We start from the raw sequence: 18,133 nt of genomic DNA on the forward strand, positions 1-18,133 counted from the left end.
CCGGTCGATCCCCGGGTGCCGTTCGCCAGGGTGGCCCCGGGCTCTGTCCGGGACCGCAGCCATCCCGCCCGCCCCCGCATCACCGAGTTACGGCTCTCCGCGTTCGCCGGGCATCGGGGGGCCGGGTTCGGGCTTGGGCCCGTCACGCTGTTCGCCGGGGGGAGCGGGAGTGGGAAGACGAGCGCCCTGCGGGCCTACGAGGCGCTTGCTCGGCTCGGGGGCGGGGCCGCCGTCGGGGAGGTGTTCCTCGACCCCGGCGCCTGTGTGCCGGATCGGGCCCGGCCCGACGGGCAGCGGCGGCGGGGGTTCCGGATCGGGTGTACGACCGACGGGCCCGAGGGTCCGGTGCGGCTCGACGTCGCCGTGCAGGCCGAGCCCGAACTCCGTATCGTCGGCGAGCGGTTGACGTCGGGCGGGCTCGTGCTGCTGGAGACCGCGCTGCGGGACCCCTCCCGACGGACCGTCCAGGCCGCCTGGCACACCGCGGGCTCGGCGCCCGTCACCCGTGCCCCGCTTCCCGACGACCGGCTCGGCACCGCCCTGTTGCCGCTGCGCGTGGCCGGCAAGACCGACGGGCAGCGGCAGGTGCTCGCCGCCGCCGAACAGACCGTCGTCGCCCTGCGCTCCGTCTTCGCCTGCGACCCGCGCCCCGGCCGGATGCGCGCCCCCGTGCCGACCGGCTCCGGCCGTCTCCTCCCCGGCTGCGACAACCTCGCCGACGTCCTGTGGCGCACCCGCGCCGAATGCGGCCGCCGGCACGCCCAGTTCGTCGCCGCGGTGCGCGCCGGCTGCTTCGGAACGGTCACCGACGTACTCGCCGAGCCGCTCGGCGACGGAACCGTGCGCGGTCTGCTCGACCGGGGCGACGGGTTCCGGACGGCCTTCGGGCGGCTGGGCGACGGCGAGTTGAGGTACGTGGCGCTCGCCCTGGTGCTGCTGACCGGGCCCGGCGTGCTCGACGTCGACGCGGCCGGCGAGGTGCCCGAGGCCATGCAGACGCTCACCGTGCTCGCCGACGCCTTCGACCGCTCGCTCGACCCCGGCCAGCGCAGCGAACTGCTGCGGCTGGCCGCCCGGATGGGCGACCGCGGTCACATCCGCTTCGTCGGCGCGGTCGGCGACGCCTCCTGGGCCGCCGGGGCCGAGGGGATCACGGTGGTACACCTGGACCCGTGACCGATCCTCAGCACGAACCCCTCGACGTGGCGAAACTCCAGCGCAGGCTGGCCGACTTCGCCGCCGCCCGCGACTGGCAGCCGTACCACACCCCCAAGAACCTGGTCGCCGCGCTCAGCGTGGAGGCCTCCGAACTGGTCGAGATCTTCCAGTGGCTGACGCCCGAGGAGTCGGCGCGGGTGATGGACGACCCGGATACGGCCCACCGGGTGACCGACGAAGTGGCCGACGTACTCGCCTACTTGCTCCAGCTGTGCCAGGTGCTGGACATCGATCCGCTCGCCGCGCTGGACGCGAAGATCGACCGCAATGAGCGGCGGTTCCCCGCGCCGTGAGGAGCCGTACGATCCGTTTTCACTCTCCGGAGTCGAATTCCCGCCCGAAACCGATTCGTTGTCCGAAGATTTCCGTCTTCCTCTGGCTTTTCGTCCCGTAGGCACTCACTCTGGGTAGTGGACAACGGAGTTCGGCTGGCGGACGCGTGGGCAGCGCGTCGGGACAGACGGGGGCAGCGCATGGACGCGGTGCGGCTCATCGTGACGAGCAGGCGTGCCCTCGCGGGTGGCGGTGGTGCGCCGGAGATCATGGCGGAGGTCTGGCAGGCGCAGGCCCTCGCCCAGGCGATAGGCAGCCGCCTCGCGGTCGCCGGCCCACCCGAACTGCGGGGCGAGGCACTGGGGTTGACGGAGCTGGCGGGCCGCGGCTGCGGTGTCCTGGACACCCCGCACCTCGCCACCGAGGACCTGCGCGCGGCCCAGCTCACCGACCTGGGCGACGCCCGCCAGGCCCTCCTCGGCCTCGGCGGGCTCCTCGGCGAGGTCGGCATCGCCCTGGTGGGCCTCGCCTGCGCGGCGGACGACGAGGGCACCTACTGGCAGTGCATGGAGGCCATCGACGCCGCGGACGAGTCCAGGGACCGGGTCCGCGACATGCTGCGCAAGCTGGTGGACCGCGAGGAGGCCGTACCGGAGAGAGAAGCCGGTTAGCTCCTACCCCTCGCTCTCCTCGGGTCCGCGGCCCGCCGACTGGAGGTCCGCGTCCAGGGCGGAGAGGTCCGCGTTCAGGGCCGCCATCAGCTCCTCCATCTGCTGCAGCAAGCCCTTCGGCCGGCCTTCCCCGCCCTGCTGCGGCACGGTGGATTCTTCGGTCATGACGGCCTCCTCGGCCCCGGGCCCCGACGACTGTGAGGCCGATGCGGGTGACGCCCCGGCGACGAGAAGGGCCGGTGCGGGCGCCGGGCGGTCCGGCTCCGCCCGAGCCAACGATCACCGAAGTGGCAGGTCACTCAGGCGAAGCGCCCCGTACCGCGGCGTTGACGCAATTTCACCCGACCGGGGACAGGAGTGGCCGGGGGGACTGGTGGGGTTGACCGGCGCCGGTGAGTGCAGGATGGGGGCATGGATCTTCGCATCTTCACCGAGCCCCAGCAGGGGGCCTCCTACGACACCTTGCTCGCCGTGGCGAAGGCCACCGAAGACCTCGGCTTCGACGCCTTCTTCCGCTCCGACCACTATCTGCGCATGGGCTCCGGCGACGGCCTCCCCGGCCCCACCGATGCCTGGATCACCCTCGCCGGCCTGGCCCGAGAGACCAGGCGCATCCGCCTGGGCACCCTGATGACCGCCGGCACCTTCCGCCTCCCCGGCGTGCTCGCCATCCAGGTCGCGCAGGTCGACCAGATGTCCGGCGGCCGGGTCGAACTCGGCCTGGGCGCGGGCTGGTTCGAGGAGGAGCACAAGGCGTACGGCATCCCCTTCCCGAAGGAGAAGTTCGCCCGCCTGGAGGAGCAGCTGGAGATCGTCACCGGCCTGTGGCAGACCAAGCCCGGCGACACCTACGACTTCCACGGCACCCACTACGACCTCACCGACTCGCCCGCGCTGCCCAAGCCGGCCCAGGACAGGATCCCGGTGCTCGTCGGCGGCCACGGCGCGACCCGCACCCCGCGGCTCGCCGCCCGCTACGCCGACGAGTTCAACATCCCGTTCGCCTCGATCGAGGACAGCGAGCGGCAGTTCGCCCGCGTCCGAACCGCCGCCGAGGAGGCCGGCCGCAAGGCCGACGACCTCGTCTACTCCAACGCCCTCGTGGTCTGCGTCGGCAAGGACGACCAGGAGGTCGCCCGCCGCGCCGCCGCCATCGGCCGCGAGGTCGACGAGCTCAAGGCCAACGGCCTGGCCGGCTCCCCGGCCGAGGTCGTCGACCGGATCGGCCGCTTCGCCGCGATCGGCTCCCGGCGGCTGTACCTCCAGGTCCTCGACCTGGACGACCTGGACCACCTGGAGCTGATCTCCACGCAGGTGCAGTCGCAGCTGTCGTAGGCCGAGGAAGTCCCGGACGGCGATCCGCGCGCCTCACTGCGGCGGATTGCCGTGCTTCCGGTACGGCAGGTCCGCGTGCTTGGTGCGGAGCACGGCCAGCGTGCGGATGAGGATCGCGCGGGTCTCGGCCGGGTCGATGACGTCGTCGACCAGGCCGCGTTCGGCCGCGTGGTACGGGTGCATCAGCTCGGCCGCGTACTCCTTGACGAGCGCGGCCCGGGCGGCGTCCGGATCGTCCGCCTCGGCGATCCGCCGGCGGAAGACCACGTCGGCCGCGGCCTCCGCGCCCATCACGGCGATCTCGTTGGTCGGCCAGGCGTAGCTGACGTCGGAGCCGATCGACTGCGAGTCCATCACGATGTAGGCGCCGCCGTAGGCCTTGCGCAGGACCACCGAGACGCGGGGCACGGTGGCGTTGCAGTAGGCGTACAGCAGCTTGGCGCCGTGCCGGACGATGCCGCCGTGCTCCTGGGCGACGCCGGGCAGGAACCCGGGGACGTCGACCAGCGTGACCAGCGGGATGCTGAACGCGTCGCACAACTGGACGAAGCGCGCGGCCTTTTCGCTGGCCCGGGCGTCCAACACCCCGGCGAGCCGGGCGGGTTGGTTGGCGACGACGCCGACTACCCTGCCGTCCAGGCGGGCCAGGCCCACCACGACGTTGGTGGCCCACCGCTCGTGCACCTCCAGGAACTCGCCGTCGTCGACCAGCTCCTCGATCACCGCCCGCATGTCGTACGAGCGGTTGCCGTCGGCCGGCACCAGGTCGAGAAGGGCCGTGCCGTCCCGGTCGGGGTGGTCGGTGGGCCGGGTCTCCGGGGGCTGTTCGCGGTTGTTGGCGGGGAGCAGGGAGAGGAGGTAGCGGACCTCCTCCAGACAGGTCTCCTCGTCGTCGTACGCGAAATGGCAGACGCCACTGGTCTCCGCGTGCACGTCCGCGCCGCCAAGACCCTCGTGGTCGATCTCCTCGCCGGTGACCGCCCGGACCACGTCCGGGCCGGTGACGAAGACCTGTGAGGTCTCGCGGACCATGAAGACGAAGTCGGTCAGGGCGGGCGAGTAGGCCGCTCCGCCCGCGCAGGGGCCCAGCATCACGCTGATCTGCGGGATGACGCCGGAGGCCCGCGTGTTGCGCCGGAAGATGCCGCCGTAGCCCGCGAGCGCGGTCACGCCCTCCTGGATGCGGGCGCCCGCGCCGTCGTTGAGCGACACCAGGGGAGCCCCGGCGGCCAGGGCCATGTCCATGAGCCGGTGGATCTTCTCGGCGTGCGCCTCGCCGAGGGCGCCGCCGAAGACGCGGAAGTCGTGGGCGTAGACGAAGACGGTACGGCCGTGCACGGTGCCCCAGCCGGTGATCACCCCGTCGGTGTGCGGGCGCCGGTTCTCCAGCCCGAACCCGGTGGCCCGGTGCCGCCGTAGCGGCTCCGTCTCGTGGAACGACCCGGCGTCCAGCAGCAGTTCGAGCCGCTCACGCGCGGTGAGTTTCCCCTTGGCGTGCTGGGCCGCCGTCGACCGTTCATCGGGTCCGCGCCGCACCCGCTCGTGCAGGGCGCGCAGCTCCACGGTCCGGCCGCGGGAGTCTCCGTGCACCGTCTTCCCCCGTCTGTCGATGTCCCGCTGTCCATATCTCCGCTGTCCATGTCGTCGTCAAAGTATGCACATCGCTTGACTGAGAATATAACGCTGTGCGAGCGTTGAGTCGCAGCAGTAGCCATGGCACAGCGGAAGGACGCACATGTCGGACCACGGCCGCACGGACCCGGTTCTCGACTGCCCGGCCGACGAGACGCCGGACGGCGAGGCACTCATCACCGCGGCGATGCGGTGGCACTTCAGCCCGGAGACCGGCTCGCCGTTCTGGCTCGAGCGGGCCGGGAAACTCGACTTCGACCCGATCGGGGACGTCAGGACCTTCGACGACCTGAAGCTGTTCCCCAACCTCGTCAACGAACTGCGGGACGTCCGCGCCGAGGAGCTCATACCGCGCGGCCTCGACGCCCGGACCGACCTGTACGGGGTGTACGAGAGCGGCGGCACCACCGGCGCGCCCAAGCGCGTCGTCTGCACCACCGACTGGATGGAGCGCTGGCTCGCCTTCAGCCAGCGCCACCTGGACGCCCGCGGCTGCCCGCGCGGGGTCAACTGGCTGGCCCTGATGCCCGACGGGCCGCACATCTTCGGCGCCGCGCTGCGCGAGGGTGCCAAGAGGGCCGGCGGCATCCTCTTCACCGTCGACATGGACCCGCGCTGGGTGAAGAAGTGCATCGCCGAGGGCCGCGCCGAGGACGCCGCGCGTTACGCCGACCACCTGGCCACCCAGGCCGGATTCCTCCTGGAGACCCAGGACATCGGCGTGCTGATCACGACCCCGCCGCTGCTCCAGCGCCTCGTACAGGACGAGCGGATGGTCGCGCTGATCAACGAGAAGGTGCGCTACATCCAGTGGGGCGGCGCGCACATGGACGCCGACACCCGCCACCTGTTCCGCACCGAGGTCTTCCCGGACATCCAGCTCCAGGGCGCCTACGGCTCCACGATGATCCTGGGCGGCTCGCTGGAGCGCATCGACCAGCCCACCGAGGACGCCTGTGTCTTCGACCCGTTCGCGCCGTACATCTCCTTCTCGGTGATCGACCCGGCGACGGGGGAGAACGTGCCGTACGGGGAGCGCGGGCAGGTCGTGATGAACCACGTCAGCAAGGCCATGCTGCTGCCCAACAACCTCGAACGGGACACCGCCGTGCGCATGCGGCCGCCGGCGGGACAGCTGGGTGACTCGGTCGCCGACGTCGCTCCGGTGGCCACCTTCGACGACCGGGCCGTCATCGAAGGGGTCTACTGATGGCCCAGCAGGCCGCGGTGGTCACGGAGCCGGACGCGGGCGAACTCCTCGTCCAGCTCGACGCGTTCGGTGCCAACGGCCCCTACCGTGCCCGCAAACGCCAGACCGTGCCCGACGTGACGGGCGCGCCGCTCGCCGAACTGAGCATCGTGCCCCCGCTGTTCGTGCAGCGCAGCCTGGCCGCGCTGCGGTCGGCCGAGCCGCCGGCGCCCGGCGCGCGGGCCGCCGCCCTGGAGCGGGCCGGCCGGCTGTTCGCCGACGCCACCATCGGCGGCCTGGACCCGGACGCCTACCGGGAGTCGGTCAGCCGCTGTTCCGGGCTGCCCGTCTCCGTGGTGCGCGCGGCGACCGACATCGTCGCGGAGGCCGCCGCACAGGCCGCGGCCACCGTGCTCGCCGCCCGCCCGCAGGCCGCCGCGACCGACTGGCGGGAGCCCTCGACGCGGGGCGGCGGCGCGGTGTGGACGCGGCGCGGGGAGGTCTTCGCGGTGCACGCCGCAGGTAACCACCCCGGCGTGCACGCTCTTTGGCTGGAGGCCCTGGCGATGGGCTACCGGGTCGTCGTACGGCCCTCGCGGCGCGAGCCGTTCACCCCGCACCGCCTGGTCGCCGCCCTCCGCGAGGCGGGCTTCGGCGACGACCAGGTGGCCCTGACGCCCACCGACCACACCGTCGCCGACACGCTCGTCTCCGGCGCCGACCTCGCCCTCGTCTACGGCGGCGACGACGTGGTGCGCAAGTACGCGGGCCACCACACCGTGCTGCCGCAGGGGCCGGGCCGGGCGAAGATCCTGGTCACCGGCGGGGACTGGCGCCCGCACCTGGACGTGATCGTCGACTCGGTCGCCGACGAGGGCGGCACCGCCTGCGTCAACGCCACCGCGGTCCTCGTCGAGGGCGGACCCGCCGAGGCGGCCGCCCTGGCCGACGCGATCGCCGCGCGGCTCGCCGCCATCCCGAGCCGGCCGCCCCAGGATCCCGAGGCCGTCCTGCCGGTCCAGCCGCTCGCCGCGGCCCGCGCCGTCGAGGGCTACCTGCTGAAAGCGGCCCGGGGCGCCACCGCGCACCTCGGCGGCGACGGCATCGTCGACGAACTCGGCGACGGCAGCGCCGTGTTGCGCCCCGCCGTGTTCCGCCTCGACCGCGCCGACGCCCCGCAGACCGGCGTCGAACTGGGCTTCCCCTGCGTCTGGGTGGCCCCCTGGACCCGCGCCGACGGCATCGCGCCGCTGCGTCACACCCTCGTACTCACCGCGATCACCGACGACGAACAGCTCGTCGGACGACTGGTCGACGAACCCACCATCAGCAACGTGCACATCGGCGACCACCCCACCTACCGGATGCGCCCGGGCCTGCCGCACGACCGCTACCTCGCGGAGTTCCTCATGCGGACCAAGACCGTCATCCGGGACTGACCGCGCCGAGCCGCGCACCACAGGGGGATTCCATGGCACTCAACCACGACTTCGTCGGCCGTACGCACGAGGCCGGCGAGGTCTACGAAGTCAGCCGGGAGAAGATCCGCGACTACGCGATCGCCACCGGCGACACCCACCCCGTGTACCTCGACCCGCGGGCCGCGCGGGCGCTCGGCCACCCCGACGTGATCGCGCCGCCCTCCTTCGCCGTCATGCTCTTCTTCCGCTTCGGCGGCTGGCCGCTGTACGACCCGGAGTTCGGCAAACGCCGGGAACCGGTGTGCGTGCACCGGGCCCAACGGGTGGAGCACGCACGGCCGATCGTGCCCGGCGACCGGCTCGTGCAGACCACGACCGTCGACGACATGAGCGTCCTGGGCGAGCACGAGCAGTGGGTGATGACCCACCGCATCAGCACGGTCGACGGCGAGCACGTGTGCACCGTCGTCAACACCATCCTCTCCCGCGGTACGGCGGACCTGCCCCGCGAGATGCCGGTCCGGGTCCGCACACCGCAGGAGGTGTGACATGGCCGCCCAGGTCTCCTACGACGACGTCCGCGTCGGCACCGAGATGCCCGCCCGGGACATCACCGTCAAGCGCATCGACCTGCTGCGCTACTGCGGCGCCTGCTCGGACTTCACCGCGACCCACTGGAACGAACGCATCGCCAAGTCCGTCGGCCTGCCCGACGTCATCGCCCACGGCACCTACACCATCGCCGCCGCCGTCCGCGTCCTCACCGACTGGGTCGGCGACCCCGCGGCCCTGCTGGAGTACAGCGTCCGCCGCTTCACCCGGCCCGTCGTGGTGCCCGACGACGACGCCGGCGCGACCGTGCGGATCAGCGGCGCCGTCGAGGAACTCCTCGACGACCGCCGGGCCGTGGTCCGGCTGCGCGCCCGCTTCGACGGGCTGGAAGTCATGTCCGGGGCACGGGCCGTCGTACGACTCGCCTGAACAACCTGCAGAGGAGCGAACGCACATGACCAGCACGCAGATCACCGCCGAGCGCGAGAACGAGATCAAGCAGCTCGTGGCCGACATCCTCGAACTCGAACCCGACGAGATGACCCGCACCAGCCGCTTCAAGGAGGACCACGAGGCGGACTCGCTGCTCGCCATCGAGATCCTCGCCTCCCTGGAGAAGACCTTCCGGATCACCATCGCCCAGCAGGAACTGGCCCGCATGGTGAACCTGGAGGCCGTCTACGAGGTGGTCGCCGAGGCCGCCGCGGCCCGGCGATAGGCGGCGGCGTGCAGTCGGACATGACCGCACGACGGGTCGTCGTCACCGGCCTCGGCGCGGTGACCAGCATCGGCATCGGCGCCGACGAGTTCCTCGCCGGGCTGCGCGCCGGGCGCAGCGGGGCCGGGCCCATCACCTCCTTCGACGCGAGCGGGTTCGACCACTCCCAGGGGTGCGAGATCACCGAGTTCGACGCGGACCGCTTCGTCACCCGGCTGCCGGCCCGCGAGTACGGGCGGGCCAGCCAGTTCGCCGCCGCGGCCGCGCGGATGGCGGTCGCGGACGCGGCGCTGCCCGTCGAGGACCTGCGGGCCGCGCGCTCGCTGGTCTCCGTCGGCACCACCGACGGGGAGTCCCGCGACCTCGACGGGCTGGTGCGCCAGGAGGTGGAGCTCGGGCCCGACCGGATGGACCCGGTGGTCGCCCGCCGGGTCCCGGCCGGGCGGCTGTCGGTGGCCGCGGCCCGCGAGCTGGGCCTGGTCGACGTGGAGGCGGTGACCCTGCCGACCGCGTGCGCGGCCGGCAACTACGCCATCGGCTACGGCTACGACGCCGTCCGCACCGGCGAGTTCGCCTTCGCGCTGTGCGGCGGCGCGGACGCGGTGTGCCTGAAGACCTTCGCCGGCTTCTACCGCCTGGGCACCATCGCCCCCGAGCGCTGCCAGCCCTTCGACCGCGACCGCAAGGGCATCCTCACCGGCGAGGGCGCCGGGATGCTGCTCCTGGAGAGCCTGGAGTCGGCGCTCGCCCGGGGCGCCCGCATCCACGCCGAGGTGCTCGGCTACGGCCTCAACTGCGACGCCGACCACCCGGTCGCGCCGAACGAGGACAGCTTCGCCCGCTGTGTGCGGCTGGCCCACGAGAACGCGGGCGTCACCGCCGCCGACGTCGACCTGATCTCCGCGCACGGCACCGGCACCAAGGCCAACGACGTCAGCGAGGCCCGCGCGATGCACCAGGTCTTCGGCGCCGGCTCGCCCCGCATGGTCTCCATCAAGTCGATGATCGGCCACACCATGGGCGCGGCCAGCGCCCTCGCCGCGATCGCCTGCACCCTCGCCCTGCGCGAGGGCTTCATTCCGCCGACGATCAACCACGTGGAGACCGACCCGGAGTGCGACATCGACTGTGTGCCCAACCGGGCGATCGACGCCGACCTGAAGGTGGTGCAGAACAACGCGCTGGCCTTCGGCGGCAACAACGCCGTGCTGATCCTGGGCCGTTACGAGCCCGCCGGCGACCCGGCAGCGGCGGAGAGGGAAGCGGCATGAACTGCCCTACCACGCAAGGGAGTTGCTGATGAGCGCCACCGGACCGGTCATCACTGCCTGGTCTGCGGTGTCCGCGTTCGGCGTCGGACGCGAGCCGTTCACCGCCGGTGTACGGGGCGGGCGGCCCGTGGTCACCGACCTGGACCGCGAGCGCTGGCCCGCACCCGTCGGCCGGGCCTGTCTGGTGCCCGGCGGGGACCCGCGCGAACTGCTCGGCCGCAAGGGCACCCGCTCGATGGACCGGGTCACCGGACTCGCCGTCGCCGCCGTGGGCCGACTGCTCGACGACGGCAGCGGCGAGCGCATCCCGGGGCTCGAGGAGGACACCGGCCTCGTCCTCGGCACCTCCAACGGCAGCGTCAGCAGCATCATGACCTTCACCCGGGACTCGCTGACCGAGGAACGGCCCTACCTGGTCGACCCCACCCGCTTCCCGAACACCGTCATGAACTGCGCCGCGGGCCAGTCGGCCATCCGCCATGGCCTGCGCGGCCCGAACGTCACCATCGCCGGCGGCCGGGCCTCCGCCCTGCTGGCCCTCAACCACGCCCGGCGCCTCCAGCACTGCGGCCACGCCCGCTCGGTGGTGTGCGGCGCGGCCGAGGAGTTCTCCCCGGAACGCGCCTGGCTGGACTGGCACGCCCGCACCGAGCAGGAGCCGACGGAGGCCGCCGGGACACCGGGGGTGGGCGAGGCGGCGCGAACGGGCCAACCACCGTTTGCGGGTGGGCCGTTGCGGACCGACGAGGGCGCGCAGGCCGCGTTCAAGGGTGGGCCGTCGCGGGTCGGCGAGGGCGTCAATACCGCGCCCACCGGTGGGCCGAAGTCGGGCGCCGAGCCCCCGCTCGCGGGCGAGCCGACGCGAGCCGCCGAGGCCCCGCTCGCGGGAGGGCCAACGCGAGCCGCCGAGGCCCCGCTCACCGGTGAGGGCTGTGCGGTGCTGCTACTGGAGACCGAGGTCGGTTCCTCCGGCCGCCCCGCCCTCGCCGAGGTGACCGCCGTCGAGATCGCCCTGCCCGCCGACGAGAAGGACGCCGGACCGGTTCTCGCCGACTGCGTACGACGCGCCCTGCACCGGTCCGGCCTGACCCCCGCCGACCTCTGGGCGCTCGCCCCGGCGGGCACACCCGGACCCTACGGTGCGCAGGAACACACCGCGCTCGCCGAGGTGTTGGGCGGCCACGACCCGCTCAGGCTGTCCTGCACCGACCTGCTCGGCGACGCCGGCGCCGCGTCCGCCGCCTTCCAGATCGCCGCGCTCCTCGCCACCGCCGAGGGCGACCCGACCGCGCACGGCCGGGCGGCCCTGGTCACCACCGCCGACCCCGACGGCGTGGTCGGCTGCGCCGTGCTGCGCCTCGCCTGAACGCCCGGGACCCACCCCGCCCACGAGAGGAACCCCATGGACCAGGACCGGCGGCCAGTCGCGCTGGTGACCGGCGGCTCCCGCGGCATCGGCCGCGCCGTCGTACGCGAACTCGCCCGCGACGGACACGACGTGGCCTTCTGCTACCGCGCCCGCGCCGACGCGGCCCGCGAGGTCGAGAAGGAGGCCGAGGAACTGGGCGCCCGGGTCCTGTCCCGCCCCGCCGACGTGACCGACCCGGAGGACGTGCGGGCCCTGGTCCGGGACGTGGAGGAGGAGCTCGGCCCGATCGACGTGCTGGTCACTTCGGCCGGCATCACCCGGGACAACCCCCTGGTCACCATGTCCGACGAGGACTGGCGGCAGGTGCTGCGGATCAACCTGGACGGCACCTTCACCGCCTGCCACGCCGTGATCATGGGAATGATGAAGCGCCGCCGCGGAGTCGTCGTCACCCTCTCCTCCGTCTCCGGTGTCTACGGCAATCCGCGCCAGGCCAACTACTCCGCCTCCAAGGCCGGGATCATCGGCTTCACCCGCGCCCTCGCCAAGGAGGTCGGCGGCTTCGGCATCCGGGCCAACGCCGTCGCCCCCGGCTACATCGACACCGACATGACCTCGGTGCTGCGCGAGCGGGAACACCAACGGGCCGTCGACAGCGTGCCGTTGGGCCGGTTCGGCACGGTGGACGAGGTCGCGGGCCTGGTCGGCTTCCTCGCCTCGGACCGGGCCTCGTACATCACCGGAGCCGTCATGCAGGTCGACGGCGGCATCACCATCTAGCGCACGCCACCGTCCAGCGCACGCCACCGTCCAGCGCACGTCACCGTCCAGCGCACGTCACCGTCCAGCGCACGTCACCGTCCAGCGCACGTCACCGTCCAGCCCACGAGGAGACCGTCATGGCGCCGGCACCGCGCCGCCCCCGTATCTACTTCTCCTTCCGCAGCCCCTACTCCTGGCTCGCCTTCCACGACCTCACCACCCGCCGTCCGCAGCTGGTGGACGCCCTGGAATGGCGGCCGTTCTGGGAGCCGGACGAGCACAGTGAGCGGCTGCTCGCCGAGGCGGGCGGGCGGTTCCCGTACACGCCGATGTCGCGCGAGAAACACCTCTACATGCTGACCGACGTACGCCGCCTGGCCACCCGCCGCGGCCTCGCCCCCACCTGGCCGCGGGACACCGACCCCTGGTGGGAGGCGTCCCACCTCGCCTATCTGGTCGCCGTGGGGGAGGGGCGGGGGCTCGCCTTCATCGACCGTGTGTACCGGGCCCGTTGGCAGGAGGGGCTCGACATCTCCGACCGGGCGACGGTGGGGCGGCTGGCCGCGGACGTCGGCGTCGACCCGAAGACCGCGGAGAACGCGGCCGACGACGAGCGGATCCGCGCCGAGGGGGTGCGGGCGCTGCTGGACATCCACCGCGACGACGTGTTCGGCGTGCCGTTCTTCATCCACCGTCGGCAGAAGTTCTGGGGAGTGGACCGGCTGGAGGAGTTTCTGTCGGTGCTGGGGGAGCTCGGATCGCCCGAGCCCGCGCCGGCGGAGCCCGTGCCCGCGCCTGCGTCCGTGGCGGCGTACGATCCGAGCTCCAGTGACCTCGGGCATGCGGGAGGCTGTGGCTGATGTCCGTCGGCGGTTCGGCGCATCTGCGCTGGGCGGGACCGGAGCCGGGCTTCGTGCCGGTGGCGGCGGGCGCGTCCTCCGCGCTGCTCGTCGCCGACTCCTGGCTGGTCGAGGACGGGCGGGTCAAGGCCCTCCCGGCCCACCTCGCACGGTTCTCCGGTGCCTGCGCGCTCGTACCGTCGATGTCGGCGGAGGACGTCGCCGCGTTCGTGCGGGAGGCGCTGCCCCAACTCCCCACGGCCGGACGGTGGTTCCCGCGGCTGGAGCTCGTCGAGGCCGACGGCGGGCGCCGGCTCCAGCTGCTGATCAGGCCCGCGCCTCCGCGCGGTGACATCGTACGGCTGTGGGTGCCACCGGACCCGGACCGGCGGACCCGCCCCGCGGTCAAGGGCCCCGACCTCCCCTACCTCACCGCCCTGCGCGCGGAGGCGAACGCCGTCGGCGCCGACGAGGCAGTGCTGCTCTCTCCCGACGGTCGGGTACGGGAGGGCGCCACCACCAGCATCCTGTGGTGGCGCGACGACACATTGTGCGCCCCGGCCGACGGCCCGGACATCCTGCCGGGCGTCACCCGGGCCCAACTCCTGCGCCTGGCGGCCGAGTTGCACGTACCCGTCGCCTTCGAGTCGCCCCGGCCCCGCGACCTCGACGGGCTGGAGGTGTGGGCCGTGAACGCCCTCCACGGCATCCGCCCCGTCACCGCCTGGCTCGGAACCGGCGCGGGAGCAACGGCCGTAACCGACCTCACGGCCGCCCCGGCCCGACGCGCCCCCGAGTGGCAGGCCCGCCTGGAACACCTCGGCGCTCCGGTGGCGTCCCCCGCCTGAGGGTCGCCGCTCCGACGCCGTACCCAGTTCGATCAGCGCGGCCCGATCACGCCACCACCAGCGCCGGACAGACCCGCACCACCGCGATCCCCCGGTCGCTCCGCCCCAGCCGGAACCGCACCTTGTCGTGCAGCACGGTCCCGGACGCGGCCTTCCCGTCGACCAGTTGCTCGCCCGGGAACAGGGTGAACGTCCAGCCGCCGCCGACCTCGCAGTCGGGCAGCTCGTTCCCGGACTGGAGCACCCGCGCGCCCCAGATCTGCCGCACCATCAGCTCCCGGGTGTCGACGCCGTCCACCGTGAAGGTTCCGGCGTCCGCGGCCCCGATCTCCTCGTAGCTGCCGAAGTGCAGGCCCGCCGGGCCGGTGACGGTGGCCACCGGGGTCCAGTCGGCGCCCGGTTCCACCACCAGCCGGCCCGCAGGCAGGGCGCGGTCGACGACATCGACCGCGCCCTTTCCGGTCTTCCCGGTCTGGTCGGCCCGCATCGCGGGATCGACCGCACCGCGCGTGTCCAGCTTGTCCGGGTCGGGCACCAGCAGGATGCCGAAGACGGCCTCGTCGGCGAACCGGGCGTCCCGGAAGTGGGCGGTGAGAGCCTCGACGGCGCGCCGCGCCCGTTCCCATCGCGGGGTGTCGAAGGCCCGCTCGAGATAGTCCGCCGTCGGCAGCGGCAGCCCCGCCCGGCGTACGCCCTCCCGCACGGACTCGCAGGCGTTCCAGCCCGATTCGGCCAACAGCTTGATCTGGTCGCTGGCAAACAATGCCACCTCCGGTCGGCATGTCGCAGGTGCGGCGGCCGCGTTACGCGGCCCGGATCGGGCGCCCGCCCCAAGCTAGCCGATGCGGTCGCCGACCGAGCGGGCCGTGTCCGCCGTGCGCCTGGGCGTGTCGGTGGCCACCGCGGCCGGTACGGGCAGTGCCCGCAGCGTCGCCTCCGCCTTGACCAGCATCTCGTCGTACTCCGCCAGCGGCTGCGAGTCGAGCACGATCGCCCCGCCCGCGCCCACACTGAGCTCGTCCCGCCACCGTACGGCCGTACGGATCACGATGTTGAGATCCGCCGTGCCCGAGTAGCCGAGGAAGCCGAGCGCCCCGGAGTAGATGCCGCGGGCCCGGTCCTCCAGGGAGTCGATGATCTCCATGGTGCGCAGCTTGGGCGCGCCGGTCATCGAACCGCCGGGGAAGCACGCCTTGACGCAGTCGACGGCGCTCGCGTCCGGACGCAGGGTGCCCCGGACCGTGGAGACCAGCTGGTGCACGGTCGTGTAGGTCTCGGTCGCCATGAACGCCGGTACGCCCACGCTGCCGATCTCGCAGATGCGGCCGAGGTCGTTGCGGAGCAGGTCGACGATCATCAGGTTCTCGGCGCGGGTCTTGGGGTCGCCGGGCAGGGAGTCGCGCAGGGCCGCGTCGAGCACCGGGTCGGGGCTGCGCCGGGTGGTGCCCTTGATCGGCTTGCTCTCGACCGTCCGCTCCCGGTCGATGCGCAGAAAGCGCTCCGGCGAGGAGCAGAACACGGTGAGCTCGCCGAGCCGCAGCAGCGCCGCGTACGGTGCCGGGTTCAGCCGGCGCAGCCTGCGGTAGTAGGCCAGGTCGTCGTCCGGGGCGGGCAGATGGAGGCTGTTGGTGAGGCAGATCTCGTAGCTCTCACCGGCGTGCAACTCCCGCTGGGAGGCGGTGATGTCGGCCAGGTACTGCTCGCGGGGCCGGGCCAGCCAGCGGGTGACGTCGGGGTCGGCCGAGGGCGGTGCGGGCCGTGTGGACGGGGCGTCGGGGAGGGTACGGAGCACCGCCGCCGTGTCGTCCAGCCACTCCCGGGTCGAGGCGTCGTCGGCAGGCTCGGCGAGGCCCACCAGATAGGTGCGGTGCTCCAGGTGGTCGACGGCCAGGAACCGGTGCGCCCGCAGCCACATGGCGTCCGGGGCCGGGGCGCGGTGGGCGTTGCTCGCGCCGGTGTCGGCCTTCAACTCGTAGCCGAAGTAGCCCACATAGCCGCCGGTGAGGTCGAACGGCAGCTCCTCGGCGCCGGTCACCTGGCGGCCGAGCCGGCCGTCCAGGACGTCGAAGATGGTGCCGGGCTCCAAGTAGGGGATGCCGCCGGACGGTTCGACGATCACCGAGGCGTCGCCGACGCGGTAGGTGAGCACCTCGCCGCCGGGCCCGTCGGCGTCACCGAGGAAGGAGAAGCGGGACAGCCCCGGCTCCACGCGCGCGCTGTCCAGCCAGAACGCCCGGCTGCTGGTGCCGTGCAGGGCGGTGAAGGCCGCGTCGGCGTCGACGGCCCGCTCCAGGCGCCGTATATGAGCATGGAGGGCGGGAGCGGGGGACGGCTGCTCGGCGGGCTCCTCGACCGGGGCCGTGACGGGGCGGCCCGCCACCGGCACCGGGCGGCGTCCCGGCCGGGCCGCCAGCGCCAACCGGCGGAAGTTCGCGGCGAGTTCGGCGCCGTACTCGGTGCTGATCGACTCGGGGTGGAACTGGACGCCCCAGCGCGGCAGTTCACGATGGCGCAGGCCCATGATCACACCGTCCTCCGCGCGGGCGATCACCTCCAGCTCCGGCGGCAGGGGTTCGGCCACGCACAGGGAGTGGTAGCGGACCGCCGTGAAACGCTCGGGGAGACCGGCGAAGACGTCCCGGCCGGTGTGCTCGACGGTGGTGAGGTGTCCGTGCCGCGGCCGAGGCGCGCCGACCACCCGCGCGCCGGCCAGCAGCCCGATGCCCTGATGGCCGAGGCAGACGCCCAGGACGGGCAGGCCGGTCTGCTCCAGCAGGGTGCGGGAGTGGCCGAAGTCCCGTTGTCCGGAGGGGTGTCCGGGGCCCGGCGAGATGACGGCCGCGTCGAAGGCGTCGAGGTCCAGGCGGCCGAAGTCCGGGTCGTCGTTCGGGACGACTGTTGGCTCGCTGCCGTAGGTCTCGGCCAGCAGCTGGAAGAGGTTGTAGGTGTACGAGTCGTAGTTGTCGATCAGCAGTGTGCGCATGGCCCCTTCAGAGGGTCGGAACGGTCACGTGATCGGTCGGCCGACGGAGACGGTCGACCAGTCGAAGGGCAGCTCGTCGAGGACCTCCAGCTCGCCGCAGAGCCGGTGCAGCCCACTGAAGTCCTGGAGCAGCCGGCGCCGCTGCGCCGACTCGGCCACGTCCTGGAGCATCCGGCGCCCGCCCGGCACCCCGGTCAGCTCGACGATCCGGTGCCAGGTGGTGTAGTCGTTCGCCGCGAACGCCTCCATGCCGTCGGCGAGCGCGGCCAGGAAGAACTTCCGGTGCTCCGCGTCGAGTTGGCCGTACGCGGCCTTGGCGACCTCGGCGGCGATGGAGGAGTGGCAGTACTCGTCGCGATTGTGCAGGTCGGCGGTGACCCGGTTGATCGGCTGGACCTCGGGGTCGTCCGCGACCAGGTCGAGATAGGCGTTGATGGAGATCTCGGCGACCGTCGTGTAGGCGAGCAGGTCCAGCTCGCGGAGGCCGGGTGTCGAGGTGGCCCGCAGCCGCTCCTGGTGCCGGCGGGCCTTGTGGCCGAGCGGCAGCGCGCCGTCCGGCATGGCCCAGCCGCGCCGGCGCCGGGTCACCGCACTCGCGTTGAGGTGCATCAGCGTGTGGTACTGCTCGTCGACCATCGCCTGGGTCACCGCGAGCGCCATCGCCTCGCCGAGCCCGGTGCGGTAGGTGTCGGTGGCCATCAGCGCGAACCCGGGATTGACCACCCGCTGCTCGATGTCCTGGATGTTCTTGTTGAACGCGATCCAGCCCCAGGCGCGCAGCCGCGCCTTCGTCCCGTCGTCCAGCGCGAGATAGGTCGGGTGGTCGCGGAACGGCAGCAGGCTCTCGGGGCAGTCGGGCCGCTCCGGTTCGAACAGGTCGTCCAGGTCCGGCTCCTGCCGCTTGACCGCGGCCCGCCGGTGCCAGTTGCCGGACAGCCTGCCGATCACGGCGTTTTCCACGGGGTGCGTCGGGTCGTGATTCGGTAATGACGAATCAATACTCATGCATACATTGTACGGGTCTATACTTCGCAGGGAAGCCCCTTCGGGCA

Annotated in this window: 19 protein-coding genes; 14 read left to right on the plus strand and 5 right to left on the minus strand. The window is 72.9% G+C overall.

Annotation, left to right across the window (positions count from 1 at the left end; all coding sequences use genetic code 11):
• Positions 1-15: 15 nt before the first annotated feature.
• From ACQEWB_RS37160 to ACQEWB_RS37170, 3 genes are all read left to right on the plus strand, one after another.
• Positions 16-1,176: an ATP-binding protein gene (locus tag ACQEWB_RS37160; protein ID WP_432838998.1), complete on the plus strand. Its 1,161-nt coding sequence runs from the start codon at positions 16-18 to the stop codon at positions 1,174-1,176.
• Positions 1,173-1,511, plus strand: coding sequence for a nucleotide pyrophosphohydrolase (locus ACQEWB_RS37165; protein WP_432839000.1), 339 nt, complete (start codon positions 1,173-1,175; stop codon positions 1,509-1,511). The genes ACQEWB_RS37160 and ACQEWB_RS37165 overlap by 4 nt, the downstream gene beginning before the upstream one ends.
• A gap of 180 nt (positions 1,512-1,691) precedes the next feature.
• Positions 1,692-2,162: a DUF6099 family protein gene (locus tag ACQEWB_RS37170; RefSeq protein WP_432839002.1), complete on the plus strand. Its 471-nt coding sequence runs from the start codon at positions 1,692-1,694 to the stop codon at positions 2,160-2,162.
• A 3-nt stretch (positions 2,163-2,165) separates the two neighbouring features.
• On the opposite strand, the gene ACQEWB_RS37175 is transcribed toward ACQEWB_RS37170, so the two are convergent.
• Positions 2,166-2,327, minus strand: a complete 162-nt coding sequence (locus ACQEWB_RS37175) for a hypothetical protein (protein WP_432839004.1) — start codon at positions 2,325-2,327, stop codon at positions 2,166-2,168.
• 246 nt (positions 2,328-2,573) lie between these two features.
• Between ACQEWB_RS37175 and ACQEWB_RS37180 the strand changes: the two genes are divergently transcribed.
• Positions 2,574-3,497: an LLM class F420-dependent oxidoreductase gene (locus ACQEWB_RS37180; RefSeq protein WP_432839006.1), complete on the plus strand. Its 924-nt coding sequence runs from the start codon at positions 2,574-2,576 to the stop codon at positions 3,495-3,497.
• Positions 3,498-3,530: 33 nt separating this feature from the next.
• On the opposite strand, the gene ACQEWB_RS37185 is transcribed toward ACQEWB_RS37180, so the two are convergent.
• On the minus strand, positions 3,531-5,087 hold the full coding sequence (locus tag ACQEWB_RS37185) for an acyl-CoA carboxylase subunit beta (RefSeq protein ID WP_432839008.1): 1,557 nt from the start codon (positions 5,085-5,087) through the stop codon (positions 3,531-3,533).
• Positions 5,088-5,232: 145 nt separating this feature from the next.
• Between ACQEWB_RS37185 and ACQEWB_RS37190 the strand changes: the two genes are divergently transcribed.
• From ACQEWB_RS37190 to ACQEWB_RS37235, 10 genes are all read left to right on the plus strand, one after another.
• Complete coding sequence (locus tag ACQEWB_RS37190; RefSeq protein ID WP_432839010.1) at positions 5,233-6,339, plus strand: AMP-binding protein; 1,107 nt, start codon at positions 5,233-5,235, stop codon at positions 6,337-6,339.
• Complete coding sequence (locus tag ACQEWB_RS37195; protein WP_432839012.1) at positions 6,339-7,757, plus strand: aldehyde dehydrogenase family protein; 1,419 nt, start codon at positions 6,339-6,341, stop codon at positions 7,755-7,757. The genes ACQEWB_RS37190 and ACQEWB_RS37195 overlap by 1 nt, the downstream gene beginning before the upstream one ends.
• A gap of 32 nt (positions 7,758-7,789) precedes the next feature.
• Positions 7,790-8,287 carry an FAS1-like dehydratase domain-containing protein gene (locus ACQEWB_RS37200; protein ID WP_432839014.1) on the plus strand — a complete coding sequence of 166 codons (498 nt, stop codon included), beginning with the start codon at positions 7,790-7,792 and terminating at the stop codon, positions 8,285-8,287.
• A 1-nt stretch (position 8,288) separates the two neighbouring features.
• The gene (locus tag ACQEWB_RS37205) at positions 8,289-8,720 is read left to right on the plus strand and encodes a MaoC/PaaZ C-terminal domain-containing protein (protein ID WP_432839016.1); all 432 of its coding nucleotides are present in this window, start codon (positions 8,289-8,291) and stop codon (positions 8,718-8,720) included.
• A gap of 25 nt (positions 8,721-8,745) precedes the next feature.
• Positions 8,746-9,009 carry an acyl carrier protein gene (locus tag ACQEWB_RS37210; RefSeq protein WP_432839018.1) on the plus strand — a complete coding sequence of 88 codons (264 nt, stop codon included), beginning with the start codon at positions 8,746-8,748 and terminating at the stop codon, positions 9,007-9,009.
• A gap of 20 nt (positions 9,010-9,029) precedes the next feature.
• Entirely contained in the window at positions 9,030-10,280 is a 1,251-nt protein-coding gene (locus ACQEWB_RS37215; RefSeq protein WP_432839020.1) for a beta-ketoacyl-[acyl-carrier-protein] synthase family protein, read from the plus strand.
• Positions 10,281-10,308: 28 nt separating this feature from the next.
• A complete protein-coding gene (locus tag ACQEWB_RS37220; protein WP_432839022.1) occupies positions 10,309-11,646 on the plus strand; it encodes a beta-ketoacyl synthase N-terminal-like domain-containing protein in 1,338 nt (445 codons plus the stop codon).
• Between the two features lie 36 nt (positions 11,647-11,682).
• A complete protein-coding gene (gene fabG, locus ACQEWB_RS37225; protein WP_432839024.1) occupies positions 11,683-12,429 on the plus strand; it encodes a 3-oxoacyl-[acyl-carrier-protein] reductase in 747 nt (248 codons plus the stop codon).
• Between the two features lie 119 nt (positions 12,430-12,548).
• Positions 12,549-13,271, plus strand: a complete 723-nt coding sequence (locus ACQEWB_RS37230; protein WP_432839026.1) for a 2-hydroxychromene-2-carboxylate isomerase — start codon at positions 12,549-12,551, stop codon at positions 13,269-13,271.
• Positions 13,271-14,098: an aminotransferase class IV gene (locus ACQEWB_RS37235; RefSeq protein WP_432839028.1), complete on the plus strand. Its 828-nt coding sequence runs from the start codon at positions 13,271-13,273 to the stop codon at positions 14,096-14,098. Before ACQEWB_RS37230 ends, ACQEWB_RS37235 begins: the two co-directional genes overlap by 1 nt.
• Positions 14,099-14,144: 46 nt before the next feature.
• Here the strand turns inward: ACQEWB_RS37235 and ACQEWB_RS37240 are convergent, their stop codons facing one another.
• The 3 genes from ACQEWB_RS37240 to ACQEWB_RS37250 form a co-directional block, all read right to left on the minus strand.
• Entirely contained in the window at positions 14,145-14,861 is a 717-nt protein-coding gene (locus ACQEWB_RS37240; RefSeq protein ID WP_432839030.1) for a hypothetical protein, read from the minus strand.
• Between the two features lie 72 nt (positions 14,862-14,933).
• A complete protein-coding gene (gene pabB / locus ACQEWB_RS37245) occupies positions 14,934-17,081 on the minus strand; it encodes an aminodeoxychorismate synthase component I (protein ID WP_432839032.1) in 2,148 nt (715 codons plus the stop codon).
• Between the two features lie 24 nt (positions 17,082-17,105).
• Complete coding sequence (locus ACQEWB_RS37250; protein ID WP_432839034.1) at positions 17,106-18,029, minus strand: AurF N-oxygenase family protein; 924 nt, start codon at positions 18,027-18,029, stop codon at positions 17,106-17,108.
• Positions 18,030-18,133: the final 104 nt, after the last annotated feature.

The sequence above is a fragment of the Streptomyces sp. CA-249302 genome, assembly GCF_050936785.1.
Classification (GTDB): Bacteria; Actinomycetota; Actinomycetes; order Streptomycetales; family Streptomycetaceae; genus Streptomyces.

Excerpts from the sequence above, each read along its gene's own strand:
- ACQEWB_RS37170 (WP_432839002.1), top strand. The coding sequence starts at position 1,692 with ATGGACGCGGTGCGGCTCATCGTGACGAGCAGGCGTGCCCTCGCGGGT.
- ACQEWB_RS37210 (WP_432839018.1), top strand. The coding sequence starts at position 8,746 with ATGACCAGCACGCAGATCACCGCCGAGCGCGAGAACGAGATCAAGCAG.
- ACQEWB_RS37215 (WP_432839020.1), top strand. The coding sequence starts at position 9,030 with ATGACCGCACGACGGGTCGTCGTCACCGGCCTCGGCGCGGTGACCAGC.
- ACQEWB_RS37195 (WP_432839012.1), top strand. The coding sequence starts at position 6,339 with ATGGCCCAGCAGGCCGCGGTGGTCACGGAGCCGGACGCGGGCGAACTC.
- ACQEWB_RS37235 (WP_432839028.1), top strand. The coding sequence starts at position 13,271 with ATGTCCGTCGGCGGTTCGGCGCATCTGCGCTGGGCGGGACCGGAGCCG.
- fabG (WP_432839024.1), top strand. The coding sequence starts at position 11,683 with ATGGACCAGGACCGGCGGCCAGTCGCGCTGGTGACCGGCGGCTCCCGC.
- ACQEWB_RS37190 (WP_432839010.1), top strand. The coding sequence starts at position 5,233 with ATGTCGGACCACGGCCGCACGGACCCGGTTCTCGACTGCCCGGCCGAC.
- ACQEWB_RS37175 (WP_432839004.1), bottom strand. The coding sequence starts at position 2,327 with ATGACCGAAGAATCCACCGTGCCGCAGCAGGGCGGGGAAGGCCGGCCG.
- ACQEWB_RS37200 (WP_432839014.1), top strand. The coding sequence starts at position 7,790 with ATGGCACTCAACCACGACTTCGTCGGCCGTACGCACGAGGCCGGCGAG.
- ACQEWB_RS37205 (WP_432839016.1), top strand. The coding sequence starts at position 8,289 with ATGGCCGCCCAGGTCTCCTACGACGACGTCCGCGTCGGCACCGAGATG.
- pabB (WP_432839032.1), bottom strand. The coding sequence starts at position 17,081 with ATGCGCACACTGCTGATCGACAACTACGACTCGTACACCTACAACCTC.
- ACQEWB_RS37180 (WP_432839006.1), top strand. The coding sequence starts at position 2,574 with ATGGATCTTCGCATCTTCACCGAGCCCCAGCAGGGGGCCTCCTACGAC.
- ACQEWB_RS37230 (WP_432839026.1), top strand. The coding sequence starts at position 12,549 with ATGGCGCCGGCACCGCGCCGCCCCCGTATCTACTTCTCCTTCCGCAGC.
- ACQEWB_RS37220 (WP_432839022.1), top strand. The coding sequence starts at position 10,309 with ATGAGCGCCACCGGACCGGTCATCACTGCCTGGTCTGCGGTGTCCGCG.